This is a genomic window from Euzebya rosea (genome assembly GCF_003073135.1).
GTDB lineage: Bacteria > Actinomycetota > Nitriliruptoria > Euzebyales > Euzebyaceae > Euzebya > Euzebya rosea.
Genome location: NZ_PGDQ01000002.1, coordinates 228006 through 249409, shown reverse-complemented (window position 1 = coordinate 249409; position 21404 = coordinate 228006). Strand labels below are relative to the sequence as shown.

18 protein-coding genes are annotated in these 21404 nt (G+C 71.6%); 7 read left to right on the top strand and 11 right to left on the bottom strand.

From position 1 onward, the window contains the following. Nucleotides 1-48: 48 nt before the first annotated feature. Complete coding sequence (locus CUC05_RS02790; protein WP_108664556.1) at nucleotides 49-2178, top strand: radical SAM protein; 2130 nt, start codon at nucleotides 49-51, stop codon at nucleotides 2176-2178. A 31-nt stretch (nucleotides 2179-2209) separates the two neighbouring features. On the opposite strand, the gene rodA is transcribed toward CUC05_RS02790, so the two are convergent. From rodA to CUC05_RS02755, 7 genes are all read right to left on the bottom strand, one after another. Next, nucleotides 2210-3391, bottom strand: a complete 1182-nt coding sequence (gene rodA, locus CUC05_RS02785) for a rod shape-determining protein RodA (RefSeq protein WP_108664555.1) — start codon at nucleotides 3389-3391, stop codon at nucleotides 2210-2212. Then, on the bottom strand, nucleotides 3391-5502 hold the full coding sequence (mrdA, locus tag CUC05_RS02780) for a penicillin-binding protein 2 (RefSeq protein ID WP_157965141.1): 2112 nt from the start codon (nucleotides 5500-5502) through the stop codon (nucleotides 3391-3393). The genes rodA and mrdA overlap by 1 nt, the downstream gene beginning before the upstream one ends. Before the next feature lie 95 nt (nucleotides 5503-5597). Then, nucleotides 5598-6539 carry a zinc-dependent metalloprotease family protein gene (locus CUC05_RS02775; RefSeq protein WP_108664553.1) on the bottom strand — a complete coding sequence of 314 codons (942 nt, stop codon included), beginning with the start codon at nucleotides 6537-6539 and terminating at the stop codon, nucleotides 5598-5600. A 36-nt stretch (nucleotides 6540-6575) separates the two neighbouring features. Next, the gene (gene mreD / locus CUC05_RS02770) at nucleotides 6576-7082 is read right to left on the bottom strand and encodes a rod shape-determining protein MreD (RefSeq protein WP_108664552.1); all 507 of its coding nucleotides are present in this window, start codon (nucleotides 7080-7082) and stop codon (nucleotides 6576-6578) included. 1 nt (nucleotide 7083) lies between these two features. Next, complete coding sequence (mreC, locus tag CUC05_RS02765) at nucleotides 7084-8088, bottom strand: rod shape-determining protein MreC (RefSeq protein ID WP_108664551.1); 1005 nt, start codon at nucleotides 8086-8088, stop codon at nucleotides 7084-7086. A 21-nt stretch (nucleotides 8089-8109) separates the two neighbouring features. After that, nucleotides 8110-9168 (bottom strand): rod shape-determining protein, encoded by a 1059-nt coding sequence (locus CUC05_RS02760; protein ID WP_276308879.1) that lies wholly within the window; start codon nucleotides 9166-9168, stop codon nucleotides 8110-8112. A gap of 148 nt (nucleotides 9169-9316) precedes the next feature. Next, entirely contained in the window at nucleotides 9317-9766 is a 450-nt protein-coding gene (locus CUC05_RS02755; RefSeq protein WP_157965140.1) for a JAB domain-containing protein, read from the bottom strand. 189 nt (nucleotides 9767-9955) lie between these two features. Between CUC05_RS02755 and CUC05_RS02750 the strand changes: the two genes are divergently transcribed. Both CUC05_RS02750 and CUC05_RS02745 read left to right on the top strand, forming a co-directional pair. Continuing rightward, nucleotides 9956-12820: a helix-turn-helix transcriptional regulator gene (locus tag CUC05_RS02750; RefSeq protein ID WP_170127896.1), complete on the top strand. Its 2865-nt coding sequence runs from the start codon at nucleotides 9956-9958 to the stop codon at nucleotides 12818-12820. 61 nt (nucleotides 12821-12881) lie between these two features. Then, entirely contained in the window at nucleotides 12882-13079 is a 198-nt protein-coding gene (locus tag CUC05_RS02745; RefSeq protein ID WP_108664547.1) for a hypothetical protein, read from the top strand. Between the two features lie 62 nt (nucleotides 13080-13141). Here the strand turns inward: CUC05_RS02745 and CUC05_RS02740 are convergent, their stop codons facing one another. Continuing rightward, entirely contained in the window at nucleotides 13142-13915 is a 774-nt protein-coding gene (locus tag CUC05_RS02740; RefSeq protein ID WP_108664546.1) for a YceI family protein, read from the bottom strand. A 194-nt stretch (nucleotides 13916-14109) separates the two neighbouring features. On the opposite strand from CUC05_RS02740, the gene CUC05_RS02735 reads away from it, so the two are divergent. Together CUC05_RS02735 and CUC05_RS02730 are read left to right on the top strand one after the other, a co-directional pair. Continuing rightward, nucleotides 14110-16290, top strand: a complete 2181-nt coding sequence (locus CUC05_RS02735) for an EAL domain-containing protein (protein ID WP_108664545.1) — start codon at nucleotides 14110-14112, stop codon at nucleotides 16288-16290. 58 nt (nucleotides 16291-16348) lie between these two features. Next, nucleotides 16349-16909, top strand: coding sequence for an FAD-dependent oxidoreductase (locus CUC05_RS02730; protein ID WP_157965139.1), 561 nt, complete (start codon nucleotides 16349-16351; stop codon nucleotides 16907-16909). 63 nt (nucleotides 16910-16972) lie between these two features. On the opposite strand, the gene CUC05_RS02725 is transcribed toward CUC05_RS02730, so the two are convergent. The 3 genes from CUC05_RS02725 to ndk all read right to left on the bottom strand — a co-directional run bounded on the left by CUC05_RS02725 (nucleotide 16973) and on the right by ndk (nucleotide 19928). Then, entirely contained in the window at nucleotides 16973-18202 is a 1230-nt protein-coding gene (locus CUC05_RS02725) for a M20/M25/M40 family metallo-hydrolase (RefSeq protein WP_108664543.1), read from the bottom strand. Nucleotides 18203-18210: 8 nt separating this feature from the next. Next, on the bottom strand, nucleotides 18211-19395 hold the full coding sequence (locus CUC05_RS02720) for an aminotransferase class I/II-fold pyridoxal phosphate-dependent enzyme (protein ID WP_108664542.1): 1185 nt from the start codon (nucleotides 19393-19395) through the stop codon (nucleotides 18211-18213). 128 nt (nucleotides 19396-19523) lie between these two features. Further along, nucleotides 19524-19928 (bottom strand): nucleoside-diphosphate kinase, encoded by a 405-nt coding sequence (gene ndk / locus CUC05_RS02715; protein ID WP_108664541.1) that lies wholly within the window; start codon nucleotides 19926-19928, stop codon nucleotides 19524-19526. Nucleotides 19929-20125: 197 nt separating this feature from the next. Between ndk and CUC05_RS02710 the strand changes: the two genes are divergently transcribed. Then, nucleotides 20126-20707, top strand: coding sequence for a disulfide bond formation protein B (locus CUC05_RS02710; protein ID WP_108664540.1), 582 nt, complete (start codon nucleotides 20126-20128; stop codon nucleotides 20705-20707). Then, entirely contained in the window at nucleotides 20704-21396 is a 693-nt protein-coding gene (locus CUC05_RS02705) for a TlpA family protein disulfide reductase (protein ID WP_108664539.1), read from the top strand. Before CUC05_RS02710 ends, CUC05_RS02705 begins: the two co-directional genes overlap by 4 nt. Nucleotides 21397-21404: the final 8 nt, after the last annotated feature.

Sequence of the window (21404 nt, the reverse complement as noted above, 5' to 3'; positions counted from 1 at the left end):
ACCACGACCACCTCGCCATCGAACAGGTGTTCGCCTAAACTGCACGGCATGCGCCTACTCGCCGACCTCCAGCGAGCGCCGGACGCCGAGGTGTCCCCGACGATCGCCCCCACCCTGCCGGTGACCCGTGCCCGGACGTTCGACACCCCCGAGTTCGCCGGCATGACCTTCCTCGAGGTCGAGACCAAGTCCGCGCTGAACAAGGTCAACGGCATGCCGTTCGGCTGGTCGATCAACCCCTACCGCGGCTGCCAGCATGCGTGCTCGTACTGCCTGAGCCCTGAAACTCCTGTGCTGAAGGCAGACGGGACCGCAGTGCCGATAGGGTCGCTTCGAGTGGGGGATCTCGTCTACGGGACCCAGCGATCGGGGCACTATCGACGATTGGTCTCAACTCCGGTCCTGGATACGTGGACGACGCGGAAGGCAGCCCACCGGGTGAGGTTGGCCAACGGCACCACTATCGTCGCAAGCGGTGATCACCGGTTCCTCACACATCGCGGATGGAAGCACGTCACGGGCCGCATGCGCGGCGCTGGACAGCGGCCGTACCTGACGATCAACAACACGCTGATGGGACCGGGCGTGTGTCCTGAACCTCCCACGGTTGACGCCGACTACCGCCGCGGGTACTTGACCGGGATGATCAGGGGCGACGGCACCCTCGGCACCTACCGCTACGAGAGCGCGGAGAGGGTTCGAGTCGTCCATCGCTTTCGTCTGGCCTTGGCCGACCTCGAGGCTCTAGACCGCTCACAGGAGTACCTCGCTTCCTTCGGCATTGTCACCGACCGCTTCTCGTTCTCCCCCGCCACCAGTCGGCGGCAGGCCCTTGAGGCAATCCGAACGTCCAAGGCCGGCGCAGTCCAAGCGGTCAGGGACCTGATCGAGTGGCCCGGTCATCGGACGAAGAACTGGAGCCTCGGCTTCCTTGCCGGGTTGTTCGACGCCGAAGGATCCCACCTCGGCACCACGATTCGGATCAGCAACGGGGACGCCGCGATCCTGCTGGAGTGTGGACGGGCACTCGATCGCATCGGCGTCACATGGATCCTCGAGCCCGGCACCGATGAACACGTTGGCAACATACGGATCACAGGAGGGTTGCCGATGCGCCTGACCTTCCTGCTGAGCGTCGGGCCGGCGATCACGCGCAAGCGCCAGATCGACGGTCTGGCTATCAAGGGCAGTCCGGACGACACGCGGGTGGTAGCCGTCGAAGACGTCGGACTCGACCTACCCATGGTGGACATCACCACCGGAACCGGCGATTTCATCGCTGCAGGTGTGGTGAGCCACAACTGTTTTGCTCGCCCCACGCACGAGTACCTGAACCTGTCCCCCACCACCGACTTCGACCGGACCGTCGTGGTCAAGACCAACATCGCCGAGGTGCTGCGTGGCGAGCTCGCGCGGCCGCGGTGGAAGGGCGAACACGTCGCCATGGGGACCAACACCGACCCCTACCAGCGGGCGGAGGGACGGTACCGGCTGATGCCCGACATCATCCGTGCGCTGGCAGGGTCGTGGACGCCGTTCTCCATCCTCACCAAGGGCACGCTGATCACCCGTGACCTGCCCGTGCTCCTCGAGGCCGCACAGCGTGTGCCGGTGGCCGCGTCGCTGACGATCGGCACGCTGGACCGCCCAACGTGGCGCACCGCCGAACCCGGCACCCCTTCTCCCAGGGCACGGCTCGACGCCGTCCGCGCACTCAACGACGCCGGCATCCCCACCGGGGTCATGGTCGCCCCCATCATGCCGGGCATCAACGACGACCCCGAGCAGCTCGCCGCCCTGGCCACCGCAGCCGTCGCCGCCGGCGCCACCCACGTCACGCCGATCCCCCTCCACCTGCGGCCCGGCGTGAAGGCGGCCTTCTGGCCGTGGCTGGAGTCGACCCACCCGGCGCTCGTGGAGACCTACACCGAGCTGTACGGCCCACCCGACGCCGGCCGCAGGGGCCGGTCGACGCTGCCCGAGGCAACCGTCGAGGGACTGCTGCAGACCGTGCGCGACGCCCGCGACGCGGCATGGGCCGAACGGGGCAACCGGCCGCCGGAGGGCAGCTGGCCGGACCGGGCCCGCCCCGGCGAACACGTCACCGGCCACGCAGGCAGCCCGTCGGACACCGCGGCCCGAGAGCCAGTCCTCGCCGAGCAGCTCAGCATCATCTGACGGCTGCCAGCCCGCTGCGCAGGGGGTCGGCTCACTTGGACAGCCGGCGCATGTGCACGTTCTGCAGCAGCCCGATCATGATCCACGACGCGATCAGGCTGGTCCCGCCGTAGGAGATGAACGGCAGCGGCAGCCCGGTGACCGGCATGATGCCGATGGCCATGCCGACGTTGATGAACAGCTGGAAGGCGAACACGCTGACGACCCCGGCGGCGATGAGGGTGCCGAAGGTGTCCCGGCTGGTCGCGGCGATCCGCAGCCCGCGCCAGATCAGCACGCCGAAGATGGCCAGCATCAGCAGCGAGCCGAAGAAGCCGGTCTGCTCGCCGACCACGGTGAAGATGAAGTCGGTCTGGTTCTCGGGCACGAACCCGGCGTTGGTCTGGGTGCCCTGCCCGAGGCCCTGCCCGAAGAACCGACCCGAACCCACGGCGATCTGGGCCTGCACGACGTTGTAGGCGGCCCCCAGCGCATCGGAGTTCTCGGGGTCCAGGAACGCCGTCAGCCGGTCCAGCTGGTACTGCTTGACGATGCCCAGCTGCAGGGCGGCGGCGATCGCCGCGATCCCCATGCCGACCAGCGCGAACAGGTAGCGCACGTGCACCCCTGCCATCAGCAGGATGCCGAAGACGATCGTCACGAAGACGATGAACGTCCCGAAGTCGGGCTGCAGCAGGATCAGCAGCATCGGGAAGGCCGCGAAGGCCAGCGCCTCGATCAGGGCACGCAACCCCAGCGCCTCCTCCCGGTATTCGTGGAAGTGCGCGGCCAGCACGAGGATGATCGCGACCTTGGCGAACTCCGACGGCTGGAACTGGAACGGCCCGATGACGAACCACGCCTGGGCGCCGTTGATCTCGCGTCCGGCGACCAGCACCCCGGCCAGGAGGACCAGCGCGAGGACATAGCCGACGACCGACCACGCCCGGTAGGTGCGGTAGTCGAACAGCGTGATGGCGATGGCGCTGACCAGGCCGAGCGCGAAGGCGATCATCTGCCGCTCGACGAAGAACGTGGGGTCCAGGCCGACGGCCTCGCGGGTGGACGCCGTCGCCGCACCGATCATCAGGAAGCCGATGCCGCTCAGCAGCAGGGCCGCGAGCAGCAGCAGCGGGTCGACGTGCGCGGCAGGCGAGAACGTCCCGGCCCAGCGGCGCTGCAACGACTCGCGCATCAGGCGTTCGGAGCCGTCGTTGATGGACACGCCGGACATCAGTCGGTCACCTCCCCGGCCTCGAGCTCCACGACGATGGCGTCCTCCTCGGGGCTCTCGCGGAGCAGGATGTTGAACAGGTCACCGAAGATGCGCTCTGCGATGGGGGCGGCGATCAGCGATCCACCGCCACCCTCCTCGACCATGACCACGACGACGTAGCGCTCGCCGGCGACTTCTTCGGTGTTGTAGGCGGCGAACCAGGCGAAGGGCTGCTTGGGCTTCTGCTCGGCCGTGCCGGTCTTGCCGGCGATCTCGAACGGGAAGTCGCTGAACACCTTGTAGGCCGTGCCGTCCTCGTCGGCGGTGACCATGACCAGGCCCTGCTCGATGAACGCCAGGTCGTCGGCGGCGACGGGCACGGTCAGCAACGGCTCGGGCTCGAACTGCTCCACCGGACCGTTCGGCCCGATGATGGCCCGGACCACGTGCGGGGTCATGATGACGCCGCGGTTGGCGATGGCGGCGAACGTGTTGGCCACCTGCAGCGGGGTCGTCTGGAGGTCACCCTGCCCGATGGACATGTTGACCGCGTCACCACCACGCCACAGGAAGCCTTCGTTGCACAGCTCGCTGTACAGCTCGCGGGCGTAGCTGCCCTGCGCGGCCGTCTCGGCCTGGTAGCAGTAGTTGTCGCGGGCGTTGACCCAGTAGTCGAACCGCCACTCGCGGCCCGGGACGACGCCGTCGCGTTCGCCGGGGAGGTCGATGCCGGTCAGCTGGTCGAGGCCCCATCCGCGGGACATCTCCGAGAGGTACTCGAAGGGGATCTCGGGCTCTGCACCGGAGGCGATGGCCTCGAACGCCCGCTCGTTGTAGCCCTGGCCCTCGGGGGACTGGACCTCCTCGGTGAACATGCGGCGGGCCAGCGCGTAGTAGACGGTGTCACAGGACCGCATGAGGGACTCCGCGAGGTTCAGCGACCCCTCGTCGACGGTGTTCCAGTTGCGGTAGACGTTGCCGGCGTCGCCGAAGGCGTACTCGGCCGGGCAGCCGATGTAGGTGTCGTGGGCGGCGAACCCGTAGGTCAGCGCAGCAGCGGCGGAGATCGGCTTGTACACCGACCCGGGCGGGTAGGACGCCGAGATGGCGCGGTTGATCAGCGGGAAGTGGTTCTCGTCGTCCTGCAGCCGGTTCCATTCGGCTTCGGAGATGCCGCCCACGAAGGACTCGGGGTCGTAGGTCGGGTAGCTGGCCATGGCGACGACCTCGCCCGTCTCCGGCTCCAGCACGACGGCGGCACCGGCAGGGGCCTCGAAGGTGCCGTCGGCGCGGCCCTCGGCGTCGCGGGTGCGACGGGCCAGCTCGATGCCCTCCTGCAGCGCCACCTCGACGGCGGCCTGCGCCTCGGCGTCGATGGTCAGCTGCACCGAGTTGCCCGGGATGGCCTGGGCCTCCTCGGCGACCTCCTCGAGGATCTCCCCGCGGGCGTTGACGCGGACCTGTCGTTCACCGTCGGTGCCCCGCAGCCACGACTCGTAGGTCTTCTCCACGCCAGCCCAGCCGATGATGTCGCCGGAGTCGTAATCGGCGTACTCGGGCTGCTCCAGCTCCTCGGCCGAGATCTGCCCGGTGTAGCCGACGACGTGCGCGGCCAGCGGGCCCCGGGGGTACTCGCGCAGCGGGATGCGTTCGGCGATGACGCCGGGGAAGCGCGATGCGGAGTTCTGGTGGATGTAGAGGATGACGTCGGTCGGGACGTCGATGGCGATCGGCCGGTTGGCGAACGGGCCGACCCTGGGGTCCTCGATCCGCTCGATGACCTGCTCCTCGGTCATCGACAGGATGTGGGCCAGCCGGGCGATGGTGCGCGCCTTGGTCTCGTCGTCACCCATCCGGTCGGGGCGGACCGACACGACCTGGGCGTACCGGTTGTCCACGATCGGCACGCCGTTGCGATCGAGGATGTCCCCGCGGGGGGCGTCGACCTGGACGGTCCGGAAGCTCTGGCTGTCGGCGCGGGCGACGTACCGCTCGCCGGTCATGACCTGGAGGAACCACAGCCTGGCCACGAGCAGCACGAACATGCTGACCACGAGGGCGCTCAGGAAGGTGAGGCGCAGCGCGGTGCTCTCGCGGGAGACCGGCGGCCTGGCGTTCGTCGGCTGCACGGTCCCCAAACCTAGCCCCGTCGGGCTGCCCCGGGGCAGCTCCGACCCCCGCCCGGCCGGCCGAGGCAGGCCGAACGGTGTGCCGGTCGAGCGGTCTACCGGTCGGCGTACGCCTCGGCGTGGCCGCGCACGACGACGCCGTTGAGGGTCCCGAACGGCAGGGTCTGGAAGTCCACCGCGTTGCTCATCAGCGTGCAGGCGCCGATCTCGGCCCTGGCGACCGCGGACGTGACGGGTCCGGGGGTGGCGCACTCCTGGTAGTGGTGGTGGCCGCCCATGAGGTGGCCGATCTCGTGGGCAGCGACCTTGGCGGCGAAGTCCCGGTAGAAGGTCACGGGGCTGATCGGGATGCCGCCCTTGGGGTCGACCAGCGCGTCGCCGATCTCACCGACGGCGAAGGCGTTCTCGGGATTGCCGACGCCGCCGATGCAGTCCGCCTGGCCGGCGACGGCGGTCTGCCCGAGCGCCTGGATGTCGGCGTCGGTCGCCACGTAGACGATGTCGACCGCGTCGGGCCGCACGCCGCCGTACTGGCCCCGGGCCAGGTCGATGATCTCCTGGGACTCCGTGGTGCGTCCCGCCAGGTCGGCGACCGTGGCGTCCAGCAGGTCCCAGCCCGCCCACACGAGGTCGATCCCGAGCTCGGCGTAGGGCTGCGGGGCGACCTCCAGCAGGACCACGACGTCGGCGAACAGGGCGTCGCCGGCCGCGATGTGGGCGGCCCGTCCGGCGTCGGTGCCGTCGTCCAGCGCCGCGATGCCCGGCACGTCGACGGTGTCGAGCACGAGCAGCACCTCGAGGGTGATCGACTCGGCTTCACCGGTGACGTGGGCGACGCTGGTCGAGTCGGGCCCGGTCAGCTGGGCGCCGTCGCAGTCCACCTGCTGCGCCTCGAGGTCGAGGATCGCCCCTGCCACGCCGGGGTCGGCCGAGGCGTCGACGGCGGCGACCGTGCGTGGGCTGGCCCCGGAGGGAAGCGCCAGCAGGGCGATGGCGAGGGTGACGAGCGCGGTGGCGAACGAACGGGTCCGGGTCATGGCGGACTCTTCGCCACCGACGCCACGAAGTCCTGCTCAGCCGGCCGACGTCGGGAACTGCTTGATGACCGCCTGGGTGGGCCGGACGACGAGCGGCGAGATCACCGCGGTGTACAGGCCCACGACGATCGTGGCGGCCAGGACGTGGTTCCAGCCGGCCTCGACCACCCCGAAGACCTTGCCGAGGACGCCGTAGCCAAGCGTGGCGATGGCGGCGAGGATGCCCGAGAGCGCCAGCGCACCGGCCTGCTGGGACGACGCCAGGTAGGGCTTGGCCGCACCCGCGGCGTAGCCCACGACCATCAGGACCAGCGCCCACAGGCCGACCAGCGCACCGGTGCCAGACAGGAGGTCCTGGGTCAGGCCCGCGGCGAAGCCCAGCCGCAGCCCCGTGTCGGGGCCGTCGAGCAGGGCGATGCCGACGACGACCAGCACGAGCACGTCGGGTCGGTAGCCGGCGACGGCGAAGGTGGGTGCCACGATCGTCTTGACCAGCAGCGCGCTGATGATCAGCACGGTGATGGCCACGATGCGTGCGGGCATCTCAGCCCTCGGTCTCGGTCGGCGACGGCGAGGGGGACGGCGAGGCGCTCGGGTCCTCCGTCGGCGTGGCCGGCGCCGGGAAGTCCACGCCGGGAACGGCCACGGCGTCGGGGTCGGGGGCCAGCGTCACCGTCGGGGCCGGCGCGATGTCGGCCTCGATCGTCTCCTCCTCGGTGAACTCGCCGTCCTCCTCGGGGCCGGCGATCACCACGGCAACGGTGGACAGCTCGCCGAAGTCGACGAAGGGCCGCACGCTGAGGAACCGCTCGCCCTCGGTGTCGCCGTCGGCCGGGGGCTCGATAATGCCGATCGGCAGGCCGGGCGGCACGAGGCTGCCCTGGAACCGCAGCGTGACGATCTCGGCGTCCAGCGGCACGGCGATGTTGGAGTCCAGCATCTCCAGGCGCAGCAGCCCGGACCCCTGGCCCGACAGCAGGCCGGGCGAACGGAAGTCGGGGGTGACGGCGTTGACGGAGAAGTCGCCGGTCTCCACCGACGTCAGCAGGGCCACCCGTGCGCGGGTGCTGGTGACCTGGATGACCTGGCCGACGACGCCGCGGTCGTTGATGACGGCCATGCCCTGTGCGACGCCCTGGCCGGCGCCGACGTCGATGAGGATCTCGCGCTGGAAGGTGCCGGGCGGGGCGGCGATGACACGGGCGCCGACGACCCGCAGGTTCTCGCGCTGGACCATGCCCAGCAGCTCCTCGGCCTCGGTCAGGCGACGCTCGATGTCGGCGATCCGCAGGCCGCGCTGGCGCAGGGTGGCGTTCTCCTCCTGCAGCTGCTCGATCTGGCTGCGCAGGGTCCCGAGGTCGAAGATCGACCCGAAGAAGCCGCCGATCGGACGCACGAGCGCCGCGAACCCCTCCTGGATGGGCGAGAAGACCGCGTCGGCGCCCCGCTGGAGCCCGCCCACCGGTCCGCCGGACTCACGGAAGTCCAGGGTGATGAAGGCCAGGGCGATCAGGAGGAACGCCGCGATGACGGTGCGTCGACGGTTCACGGTGGGCCTGGCTGCCTCGCGTCAGTGACGCGAGGAGGAGATCAGGACGCGCTTGAGCGCCTCGAACTCCTCCAGGCACTTGCCGGAGCCGATGGCAACGGAGTTCAGGGGCTGGTCGGCGACGTGGATCGGCATGCCGGTCTCGTGCTTCAGCCGCTCGTCGAGGCCCTGCAGGTGGGCGCCGCCGCCGGTCAGGACGATGCCCTTGTCCATGATGTCGGCCGCGAGCTCGGGCGGGGTGCGGTCGAGGGTGTTCTTGACCGCGTCGACGATGGAGTTGACCGGTTCCTCGATGGCCCGACGGATCTCCTCCGCGGAGATGATGATCGTCTTGGGCAGGCCGGACACGAGGTCACGGCCGCGGATCTCGGCGTGGGACTCCTCGGGCATCGGGAACGCCGACCCGATGGCCATCTTGATCTCCTCGGAGGTGCGCTCGCCGAGCATCAGCGAGTACTCCTTCTTGACGTAGTTGATGATCGACTCGTCCAGCTCGTCCCCGCCGATGCGGATCGAGGCGGACGTGACGATCCCACCGAGGGAGATCACGGCGACCTCGGTGGTGCCACCACCGATGTCGACGACCATGTTGCCGGCTGGCTCGTGGACCGGGAGACCGGCGCCGATCGCGGCGGCCATGGGCTCCTCGATGATGTAGGCGGCGCGGGCGCCGGCCTGGATGGAGGCCTCCTCGACGGCACGCTGCTCGACACCGGTGATGCCCGACGGCACACACACCACGACGCGGGGCTTGTTCAGCCAGGTCATGTAGCGGCGGCGGTGCACCTTGCGGATGAAGTAGTTCAGCATCTTCTCGGTCACGTCGAAGTCGGCGATGACGCCGTCCTTCAGCGGCCGGATGGCCACGATGTGTCCCGGGGTGCGCCCGATCATCCGCTTGGCCTCGGCGCCCACGGCGAGGATCGCGCCGTTGCGGGTGTTGATCGCCACCACGCTGGGTTCGTTCAGCACGATGCCGCGCCCACGCACGTAGACGAGCGTGTTCGCGGTCCCCAGGTCGACGGCGATGTCGCGGCCGAACAGGGGGAGCTGGTTGAGGTTCTGCGGAGTGGTCGACACGGGGGAAGTGAGTCCGGACAGAGGTGCGGAAATCGGGCACCGGAGCATCCCGGTGCGTCCCACGAGTGTAGCCCCGGTCGCAGTGCCGCGGTTGCCCCGCTGCCCCCTGTCGTATGGACCTTGCCCGGACGGACGGCCACGACGGGGTTCAGCACGCACCTTCTCGTGCAAGCGACACGAACTCGTGGTCTCCGATGACGAGGTGGTCGAGCAGGTCGACCCCCACCGTCGCGCCTGCCCGGTGCAGCCGTCGGGTGATCGCCCGGTCGGCATCCGAGGGGCTCGGATCACCCGAGGGATGGTTGTGGGCCAGGAAGACCGCGCTGGCCCCGCGGAGCAGGGCGTCGCGGTAGATCTCGCGGGGGGACATGAACGTGTGGGTGGCCGTGCCGACCGACACCACGTCGAGTGCGATCAGCCGATGGCGGGCGTCGAGGGACAGCAGGAGGCAGCGTTCGCGGTCCAGCCCGACCAGCCGGGGCCTGACCAGCCGGTCGGCGTCCTCGGGGCAGCCGACATGTGGCCGGTGACGATGATCGGGCAGCACCAGGCGGTTGGTCGGGAGGGTCGTGTCGGGGGCAAGGGTCGTGGCGGTCATGCCCCAACCGAAGCACGACGGCGGCCACCGGGTCCGCCGACATCGCCCCGAGCTGTGGACAACCTTCGTGTGGACAACGGTGGCCGGTGAACGACGTGTGCCCTCCTGCGCGGGCATCACGCGGTGTAGCCTGCCCTCGTCATGGGGTCACCGACGCGAGCAGGGGGGTCGGCCCACGGGGGGCCGACCGTGTCGTTCCTGCTCGAACGCGACGAGGTGCTCGACACCGTCGCCTCGGCGCTCCACCGCGCCGGTGCAGGTGCCGGGGCGGGCGTGCTGGTCGAGGGATCCGCCGGGACGGGGAAGACCTCCGTCGCCCGGGCGTGTGCGGTCGCGGCCGAGGCGGAGGGGTTCCGGGTGCTGCAGGCTCGGGGCCTCGACCTCGAACGGGGGTTCCCGTGGGGGGTGGCGGTGCAGCTGCTCCAACGGCTGGACCCCGAGGAGCGGGCCACCGTCCTGCGCGGGGCTGCCGCCCTCGCCCAACCCCTCGTGGACGCGTCGGCGCTCGACACCGCCGACGGTGACCCGTTCCCACGGGTGCACGGGCTGCACTGGGCCGTCGCCAACCTGTCGGAGGTCCGACCGCTGCTGCTGGTCGTCGACGACGCGCAGTGGGCCGACCCGCAGACGCTGCGGTGGTTGTGCTACCTCCTCGCCCGAGTGGAGGACCTGCCGGTCGTGGTGCTGGTCACGGCGCGCACCGGCGAGCCGACCTCGACGGAGGTCGCTCGCCTCCTCGCCCACCTGACCACGATGTCCACCACCGTGACGCTGTGGCCGTTGTCCGCAGATGCCGTACGGACCCTGGTGTCGCGCCTGCTGCCGGAGGCCACCGACGCGTTCCGCACGTCCGTGGTCGACGCGGTCGCCGGCAACCCGTTCCTCTGCCATCAGCTGGCGGCCACGGTGCGACACGAGGCCATCGTCCCCGACGACACCGCCGCCGACCACCTGCACGACCTGCGGCCTGCCGGCATCCGCAACGCCATGCTCGTCCAGCTGGGACAGCTCGGAAGCGACGCCGCCGACGTTGCAGCGGCGGTGGCGGCGCTGGAGTCCGCCGCGACGCCCGAGGTGCTCGTGGCCGTGTCCGGCCTGACCGAGGACCAGCTGGACGGCGTCCTCGACCAGCTCTACGCCTCGACCCTCCTCTCCCCCGGGGATGACGCCCCGAGCTTCGTGCATCCCATCGTGCGCGAGGCGGTGCTGGAGGACCTCGGTCCGGCGCGGCGTGCGCGCCTGCACGCCACGGCGGCACGCGTGCTGCACGGGCTGTCCCGACGGGATCAGGACGTGGCCTCGCAGCTGCTGCGTGCATCGCCCGTCCGCGAGGAATGGGCCGTCGAGGTCCTGCGTCGCACCGCCACCGACGCGATGCGGCGGGCTGCCCCGGCCCGGGCCGTCGAGCTGCTCGACACCGCGCTCGAGCTGGTGGTCGATCCGGCCGTCGAGGTGCAGGTGCTCGTCGAGCTGGGCACTGCGGAGGCCGCCGCAGGCATGGCCAGCGCGCTGACCCACCTCGGCGAGGCCCTGCGGCGGACGAGCCGGGCCGAGACGACGGTGCCGGTCGCGGTCACCCTGGGGGACAGCCTCTACGCCGCCGGTCGGTTCGAGGACGCCGCCCGTGCCTACGACCACGGCCGCCGGCTGCGATCCGACGACGTCCGCCTGGACCCGCGGGTCGAGGCACGCCTGCTCGGCGGCCTGGACATGTCCAGGAACCTGCACTCCCGGCCGTCGGGTGAGGCCGCCCGCCGGCTGGCGGGCCTGCGCCCGGCGGACGCCGCCGACGAGCACCTCCAGACCCTGCTGCGTGCGATCACCGCCGGTCAGATGGCGCTCGGCCTCGCAGGATCCGCAGACGGGGCGCCGGTCACGCACGCACGGCTGGTCGACCTCACCGACCGCGCCATGACCGCACCCGACCTGCTGCGCGAGGCCGGGCTGCCGATCCTGGAGCCGCTCGTCCTGGCGCTGGTCCGCTGCGAACGGTGGCGTCGCGCGCTGGCGTTCGTCGACGAGCTCTCCGAGGTCGCCAGCCGACGGGGCCACATGACGACCCACGCCTCGCTGCTGCCGCTTCGCGCCCTCTGCAACCTGATGCTGGGACGCCTGACCGACGCCGCGGGCGACGGGACCGACGGGATCCGCCTGGCAGAGGACACCTCGGCGGCCTTCCTCGCCACGTCCGCGGTGTCACGGTATGCGCTGGCCGTCGCGTCGCTGGAACGCGACCGTCCGGACGAGGCGCTGGACGCGGTCAGCCACCCCCGGGCCGACCAGCACTGGGGCGGGTCGCCGCTGTACGGCTGGTTCCTGACGGGGCAAGGGGCCGTCGACCTCGCGCGCGGACGGCACGAACAGGCCCTGGCGGCCTTCACCCGGGCCGGGGAGCGGTTCATGTCCGCTGGTGGTCCGGGCGCCTTCTGCGACTGGCGGGGCGGGGCAGCCCTCGCGGCGCGGGGCATGGGCGACCTCGACACCGCACGGGAGTGCGCCGAGGACAACCTGACCCTGGCGGAGGCCTTCGGGGCGCCGGCGACCATCGCCGGGGCGCTTCGCGTGCGGGCCCTCATCAGCGACGACCGGGACGAGGCGGTCGACCTGCTCGGCCGTGCCCGGACACTGGTTGCCGGCACCGACGCCGCACTGGAGCGGGCACGGGTGCACGTCGAGCTCGGGGCGGCCCTGCGACGTGCGGGCCATCGGCGGGATGCTCGCGCCATGTTGCGGGCGGGCCTGGCCGAGGCCCAGCGGTGCGGCGCGCACCGGCTGGTCCGCCGCGTGGGCGAGGAGCTGGAGGTGGCGGGGGCCCGGCGCCCGGAGCTGGCCGTGGAAGGCGTCGACGCCCTGACCCCCTCCGAGCTGCGAGTGGCGCGACGTGCCGCCGCCGGTCACAGCAACCGGGCCATCGCCGAGCAGCTCTTCGTGACCCGCAAGACCGTCGAGACCCACCTGAGCAACGTCTACCGCAAGCTGGGCATCGCCAGCCGCGGACAGCTGCGGTCAGCGATCGCCGACACCGACGCCGACCCCGCTGCCGAGCGCCCCTGACGAAGGTTCGGGGTGGGTCCCCGACGACGCGGGATCGCATCGGGGGCATGGTCCTCGTCCCGTGCTTCCCCCATGCGACACGACCGACCGGACTGCCGACGACAGGCTGCGCCTGACCGTCCTGGTCGACCGCGACGCCGCACCGATCCGGGGACTCGTCCTCGGACCGGACGGTGGTCCCGGCGAACCCTTCGAGGGCTGGATGGAGCTGACCGGCGTGATCGAGTCCGCGCGGAGGCGCGACCGGGACCGGGGGTGAGCGGAGTGCGGAACTGCGGCCGGGCCATGTGAGGGGGTGGCCCGGCCGTGGTGCGCACCGTGTCAGGCGGCGGAGAACCAGAGCTGGACCTCGACGGTCCCGTTGTCCTCGAGGGAGACCACGGCGCGGCTGGTCGGTGTCTCCACGTCGTAGTCGGCGAAGACCACCGGGGTCGTCCCGACGACGAGGATGTTGCCGTCGGCGACCTGCGCTTCCATGTCGAGGGTGACGGCGTTGGTGACACCGTTGACCGTCAGGTCACCGACGGCGGAGAACGTGACGCGGTCCTCGGCCGACGGCACCTCGCCGAAGTCGACCGGTTCTGTGAGGACGAAGGTGCCGGTCGGGTGGTCCGCGACGCCCATCGCGCGCTGCATGGCGTCGTCGCGGCGCGGCACGTCGGACACGATCGCGGTGAAGTCGGCATCGATGGTGGCAGCGGTCAGGGTCGTCCCGTCGATGACCAGCTCACCGGTCACCGCAGGTGTCCGGCCGACCGCCTCGGTCTCGCCGACGCTGGCCAGCTCCTCGTCGACCCTGAAGCCGACGAAGGACGAGGTGGCGTCCGCGAAGTCGAAGGTGCCGATGTCGGTGTTGACCGTCCAGGTCCCGCTGACGTCGTCCACGGCCGTGGCGGCGGTCCCGACGGCCTCGCCGTCGGCGGGGTCGGTGGCGTCGGTGACGTCGGTGGCGTCGGCGGCGTCGCTCCCAACGGCCTCGAGGGCGTTGTCGATGCTGGCGACCTCCGCGGCGGGGCGGTTGAGGTACCAGACGGCGACGCCCGCGCCGACGACGGCGAGGGCGGCGATGCCGCCGATGAGGGTCCTGGCGTTCACGATGTCTTCTCCTGCTCGGCGTTCCCCCGGGGCGGGACGCCGCCGACCGTAGCCAGCCCGTCCGGCCACCACGGCCGCTTGGTGAACTCTTTGCCGAGTCCACAGGCTCCGCTCAGCCAGCGAAGGCGAAGGTGACGTCGGCCGACAACCGCAGTACCATAACTGTGAGTAGTTGCCCACTACGGTAGGTCAATATGCAGGCGCACGAGGGGCTGGTGGAGCACGGCAGGACCGTGATCCTCGAGGCAATGACCTGCGCGGCCGCGATCACGGACCGCGATGGTCGGCTGCGGTGGCTGAACCCCGCGGCGGAGCGCGTGCTCGGCCGTCCCCTCGATTCGTTCCTCGCCCTCGACGCCGCCGCGCAGTGGGCGGTCGCCGAACGAACCCCGATCGACCGCGAGCGGCTCGTTCGCACGATTGCGTCCGGACGGCCGATCGTGGTCGACGGCGCCCTCTCGCTGGACGGCAGGTCGACGCCGATCACCGTCGACGTCCTCCCCTTCACCGCTGACGACGCTGCTGGAGAAGGTGCGGTCGACGGCGGCGCTGGCGCTGCCCTCATCATCATCGACCGGTCCTCCGACGCCCAGCGCGATCTGGGCGTCCAGGAGGCACGGGCAGGGCAGCAGCTGGTCGGCGACCTGAGCCGACGCCTGCTTGCCGAGGACCTGGCCGGCGCCCTGCTGGAGCTGCTGGAGCGGCTTCGCCGGATGGTCGGGGTGGACGCGGCGTCGTGGCTGCGCATCGACGAGTCGGCGGTGGTGGAGGTGCTCGGCGACCACGCCGGCGAGCTCCGTGCGGCGTCCCTGCGCGGACTCCCCTGGTGTGCACAGGCGGTGCGGGACGAAGCCACGGTGCACGTGGTCGACGGGCTGACCGACACCCGCTTCGACACCGGCCGCGAGATGAAGGTCCTGGGCCTTCGCTCAGGGGTGATCGCCCCGATCGTGGTCGACAACGTCATCAGGAGCCTGCTGTTCGTCGGCAGCCGGACCGCGTCGTGGGACGCCCACCTGGTCCACCTCCTCGACACTGCCGCCGACCTGATCGGCAGCGCCGTCGCCCGGCAGCAGCACGACGAACACCTGCGCCAGCAGCTCGTCACCGACGTCGAGACGGGGCTGCCGGGCGCCGCCGTGATCGACCTCGCCCTGGGATCGGCCCTTCGCTCCCCCGCCGGAGGGACCGTGGTCATCGTCCGGCTTCGTCGGTACGACGACGTTGCCGCGGCCTACGGCGGGCGGCAGGCCGCCCAGTTCCTGACGGTCTGCGCACAGCAGCTGGACGATGCGCTGGGGGTGACCACCTGCCGGGTCGGCACCGGCGAGCTGGGGTTCGTCGACATGGCCGGCCGCGCCGACATCGGTGACCTCGTGCACACCACGCTGGCCGGTCCACTGCCCGTCCGCGACGGGCTGCGGGCGTTGGCGGACCCGGTCGTCGGTGTCTGCCAGGCCTCGCGCCACACGACCGCGGCGGCAGCCCTGACCCGTGCCCGGGCAGCGCTGGCGGTGGCGTCGATCCGGGCCGACGACCCGCCCGTGCCGGCCTCGGAGTCCCTCGTCCTCGACACCGCGCAGGAGCTCGGGCGCGCGCTGGCGCTGGAGGAGGCGATCGCCGACCGACGCATCGTCATCCACACCCAGGCGGGCCGACGCCTGACCGACCGCGCCCCCCGGTGGGCGGAGGTCCTGGTCCGCTTCAGCGACACCGACCTGGCCGACATCCCGGTGCAGGAGGTCATCGCCACCGCCGAACGCACGGGCGCCATCCACCAGCTGGGCCTGCAGGTGATGCGCGCCGCGGCCCTGCTCCGCCAACGCCTGGGTGACCTCGGCCCCGAGCTGCTCAGCATCAACCTCTCCGCCGTCCAGCTTCGCAGCGACGACCTGCCGGAGCAGCTGGAGAAGATCGTCCGCCGCGTCGGCTGCGACCCCACCCAGTTCGCCCTCGAGCTCACCGAGACCGCGATCATGCACGACCTCGACCGCGCCGGCCGGGTCGTCCACGCCCTCGCCGACGCCGGCTTCACCCTGATGATCGACGACTTCGGCGCCGGGACCAGCACCATCCGCAAGCTGGTCGACCTGCCCTTCGACGTCCTCAAGATCGATCGTGGGCTGGTCGCCGGCATCCACGAGGACCCGCGCCGCCACCGTCTGCTCGCCTCCACCATCGACCTCGGCCTGGGACAGGACAAGCTCATCATCGTGGAGGGCATCGAGACCCACGCCGACGCCGACGCCGTCACCCGCCTCGGCGCCGACATCGCGCAGGGCTACCTGTTCAGCCGGCCGTGCCCCCCGGAGATCGGGGTGCTCGAGTGCGCCGACTGGACTGTCTGGAAGCCGACGCCATCCCGGACGCCGTAGCCCTCGTCGACCGATCACACGTTTCGGCGGGGCGGAGCGGCGGGGCATGATCGGACACATGACTTCGACGATCGTGATCGGCGACGGCCCCGCTGGCCTGTCCGCTGCCCTGTTCCTGGCCAAGAACGACCACCACGTCACGGTGTACGGCGGTGACGAGACGGCGATGCACTGGGCCCACCTGCACAACTACCTGGGGGTGCCCGACATCGGCGGCAGCGCGTTCCAGGAGGTGGCCCGCCAGCAGGCCGTCGACAGGGGCGCCACGCTGGTGGAGGAGGTCGTGACCGCCGTTCGTGTCGAGGGCGACCGGTTCGCGGTGTCCACCGAGGGCACCCACACCGACGCGTCGGCGGACTACCTCATCATCGCCGGCGGGAAGACGGCCACGTCCCTGGCGGAGTCCCTCGGGATCGAGAGCGGCCCGAACGGGGTCGACACCGACCGGGACGGCCGCACCGTCGTGGACCGCGTCTACGTCGTGGGGCGCTTGGCAAAGCCCAATCGCAGCCAGGCGATCATCTCCGCCGGTGCGGGCGCATCGGCGGCGCTGGACATCCTGTCGCGCGAAGCCGGTGACGACGTGCACGACTGGGACTCCCCTCCCAAGGGCGACTGAGACGTCGCCGATCCATCGGGGACGGCGCGAGGGTCGTCAGTCGAGGGCCGTCAGTCGAGGGCCTCAGTCGGGCGCCGTGAAGCTCCGGGCGACCTCCAGCAGCATCCGTGCGAACCGTTCGAGGTCGGCCACGGCGACGTGCTCGTCGGGCGCATGGGCCACGTCGGCGCTGCCCGGACCCCAGACGACGCCCTCGATGTCGGCGACCTGCCGCAGCAACCCGAGGTCGCAGCCGTAGGGCATCCCGACGACGCGAGCCGAGGGAGCCGCGGCTCGCACCGCACGGACGATGGCGGCGTCGGCCGGGGTGTCGCCGCCGACCCACTGCGCGCCGATCCACTCGACCTCCGGGACGTGGTCGGCCAGCCACGGGTCGGTGGCGGCGACCTCGGCGACGGCCTGCTCCAGCTCGGCGCGAGCACGGGCGACCGGCTCGCCCGGCGCGGTGCCGAAGCGACCCTCGATCCGCACCCATGCCGCCTCGTCGCAGCGGTAGTCCCCACCCTCGATGCGTCCCATGCAGATCGGGAACGGCACGTCGGAGGCGTACAGGGGGTGGTGCAGCCGTCGGGCCCGCTCCGCTTCCAGGTCGAGGATCCGGCGGTGGACCAGCCAGGCCTTCTCGATGGCCGACACGCCGGTGTGGCGGACGCTGCCGTGGGCGGTGCGTCCCGCGACGGTCACGGCGAAGCACAGCGCGCCGGCGCTGGCCGGGGCGACCGCGAGGTCGGTCGGTTCGACCACGATCGCCCCGTCGGCCCGCACACCGGCGATCAGGGTGGCGAGGGTGCCGGCGCCGCCGTCCTCCTCCCCCACCACGGGGGTCAGGAACACCTCGCCCCCGAGCGACGAGGGGTCGGCGGCGAGGGCCGCCAGGACGTGCATCGCGGCGGCGAGCCCACCCTTGGTGTCGGCTGCGCCACGGCCGTACAGCAGCCCGTCACGGGTGACCGGGCCGAACGGGTCGGTGGTCCAGCCGTCCTGGTCGGCGGCGGGGACGACGTCGACATGGGCGTTGAGCAGCAGGCGGCGGGCCCCCTCGGGCGGGCCGACCCGTGCCACGAGGACGGGGATCCGCTCGCGCTCGACCTCGGCGGAATGGAAGGGGTGGATGGCGACGGCCCGGCCGGGCAGGTCGCGCTGCTCCACGACGACGCCGTGGTCGGCCAGCCAGCGGGCCACGACAGCAAGGACCCCCGACTCCTCCCCACCGAGGGAGGGGAGGGCGATCAGCTCCGCAGCGGTCCGCGCGATCGCCTCGCCGCGCAGCAACCCCTCGACGCCGGAGTCCATCGGCGGGTTCAGAGGGCCGACAGGGCGCGGTCGAGGTCGGCGATCAGGTCCGCCGCATCCTCGATCCCGACGGAGTAGCGGATGAGCCCCTCAGGAATGCCTGCCTCGGCCCGTTCGCTGTCGGTCAGCTCGACGTGGCTGGTCGTCGCGGGCGGTCCGGCGATGGTCTCGACCTGCCCGAGGTTGGCGGCGAGGTAGGCGTACTCCAGCTCGGCGCAGACCGTCTCGACCGCAGGCATCCCCCCGACGAGGGAGAAGCTCAGCACGCCGCCGAAGCCCTCCATCTGGTCGGCGGCGACGTCGTGGCCGGGGTGGTCGAGCAGGCCCGGGTAGGCCACCCGCTCCACCTTCGGGTGGGCGGCGAGGTGTTCGGCGACGGCCTGGGCGGTCGCGTTGTGCCGCTCGACCCGCAGGCCGAGGGTCTTCAGCGACCGGAGGAACATGGCGGCGACGTGCGGGTCCATGCCGGTGCCGATGATCTCGCGGAGGGCGTAGACCCGGTGGACCAGCTCGTCGTTGCCGCACACGACCCCGCCGAGGACGTCACCGTGGCCGCCGAGGAACTTGGAGGCCGAGTGCAGGACGATGTCGGCGCCGTGCTCGACCGGTCGGGTGTTGATGGGGGTGGCGAAGGTGTTGTCGACGACGGTGACGGCACCGACGGCCCGCGCGGCGGCGGACAGGCGGGCGATGTCGAGCACCTTGAGCGTCGGGTTCGTGGGCGTCTCCAGGTACAGCAGGTCGCAGCCCTCGGCGATCGCGGCCTCCAGCGCGTCGTGGTCGTCGGTGTCGACCACCACGCAGTCCACGCCCCATCGCGGCAGGATCTGGCTGAACATCAGGTGGGTGCCGCCGTAGGTGTCGGTGACCGTCACGGCCCGTCGACCCGGTTCGAGCAACGCCATCAGGGTGGTGGAGATGGCCGCCATGCCCGTGCCGAAGCTGGTCGCGGCAGCGGTGCCCTCCAGCGCCGCCATCTTGGCTTCGAACCGGTCGGTGGTCGGGTTGGAGTTGCGGGCGTAGATGTGCCCCGGGGTCTCGCCGAGCGCCGCCGCGCGCCAGGAGGGCACGTCGGCGTAGGCGAACGCCGAGTTGGTGTGCACCGGCGCGATGATGCTGCCGGTGGCGGGGTCGACGTGCTCGGTCAGGTGCACCGAGCGGGTGGAACGGCCGGGGGCGGGGAGATCGGTCATCGTCCGGCAGCCTAATCGGCGCAGCGGGTCCTGCGACCCTCCGGCGAGGCCGTGCCCCGGGCGCGACACCCCCGGAGACGACGAACGGGGCGCCCCGAGGACGCCCCGTGCGGTGATCCTGTCGTTCCCTACGGGAAGAAGATCTTGATCTCGCGCTCGGCGGACTCGGGGGAGTCCGAGCCGTGGATGATGTTCTCGCCGATCTCGGTGGCGAACTCGCCGCGGATCGACCCGGGAGCGGACTCCAGCGGGTTGGTCGCGCCGGCCAGCTGGCGCATCGCGGCGATGGCGGACTCGCCGGTGACGACGAGCGCGACCAGCGGACCGCCGGTGATGAAGTCGACGAGCTCGCCGAAGAACGGACGCTCGCGGTGCTCGCCGTAGTGCTCCTCGGCGGTCTCGCGCTCGAGGGTGCGCAGCTCCATCTTGTCGATGGTCAGCCCCTTGCGCTCGATGCGGCGAACGACCTCGCCGATGAGGCCCCGACGGACACCGTCGGGCTTGATCAGGATCAGAGTGGATTCAGTAGCCATTGCCGCGCAGGGTATCGGCTGCGACGCCGTTGCGGCGCGGCCGACCGGCCACCCCTCCCCCTTCGGGGGGTGTCGGGGGTCACGGTGGGACCACAGTCCGACGATGACGGGACCAAGGACCCGGCCCGGCCGGGTGGACAGGGCCATGGTGGAACCGATGCCCCCGTTCGACCGACCCCTCCGATGAGACCCGTCCCATGACCGTCGCCGCCACCTGGTTGTTCACGCTGCTCACCCTGCTCTGCTGGGTGGGTGTGCTCGTCGTTGCCCTGACCGACAGGGGCAAGGCGGCCGTCGCCCGCCCCGGGGTTGCCGTCGGGATCGCGGCGTCCGTCACCGGCACGGCCACGCTCGGCAGCCTCTACCTGTCGGAGGTGGCCGGCTACGTGCCCTGCGAGCTGTGCTGGGTCCAGCGCATCTTCATGTACTCCCTGGCCGTGATCACCACGACCGCCGTGCTGCGCCGACGCGACGACGTCTTCACCTACGCCGTCCCCCTGGCCGCCCTCGGGCTGCTGACCAGCGTCTGGCACGTGATCGTGCAGCGCGCTCCCGCAGCCGGGGTCACCTGCGACCCCACCAACCCGTGTTCGGCCATCTGGGTCGAGCGGCTCGGGTTCATCACGATCCCGGTCATGGCCGGCACCGCGTTCCTCGTCGTGCTGGTGCTCGGCGTGGCGCTCTGGGGCCAGCGCCGCAGCGACGTCGGCGCGACGACATCCGGCGAGACCACGACCACCCCGACCCCCGTCCACCCACTCGAGGAGCAGGCCCTGTGAGCACCACGTCCAGCAAGCGCGAACGCCAGAAGGCCCGTCGGGCCGACCGACTGGCCGAGGCACGGGCCGCGGAGAAGCGGGCCGGCGTCCGCAGCCGGATGGTCACCGCCATCGGCGCCGTGGTGGCGCTGGCGGTCGTCGTCGGTGTCGGGTTCCTGCTCGTCCAGGGATCCGACGCATCGCTCGGCGTGGACGCCGCCATCGCCGAGGGCACGGCCCTGCCGACCGTCCCGCAGGCCGGTGGGGACACGGCGATCGGCATGACGGCACCCGTGGTGGCGGGGCAGGACCCCGACGGCGGGGCGGTCACGATCGGCGGCGAGGGCACGGCGCAGGCGGTCGTCTTCGTCGCCCACTGGTGCCCCCACTGCCAGGAGGAGATGCCGCTGATCGCCGACTGGGTCGCTGACGGGCAGCTGGCCGACGGGGTCGAGCTCGTCGCCGTCTCCACCCTGCACGACCCGGCCCGCCCCAACTGGCCGCCGGACGAGTGGCTGGAGGCCGAGGCCTTCCCCGGTGAGGTGCTCGTCGACAGCGACGGCACGGCCGCCGAGGCATGGGGCCTGTCCGGCACGCCGATGTGGGTCTTCACCGACGCCGACGGCACGGTCGTCGCGCGCTCCAGCGGCCAGATCGACGCCGACCGCTTCGCCGAGGCGAGCGCCCTGGCGGCGGGTCCGGAAACCTAGGCCGGCCA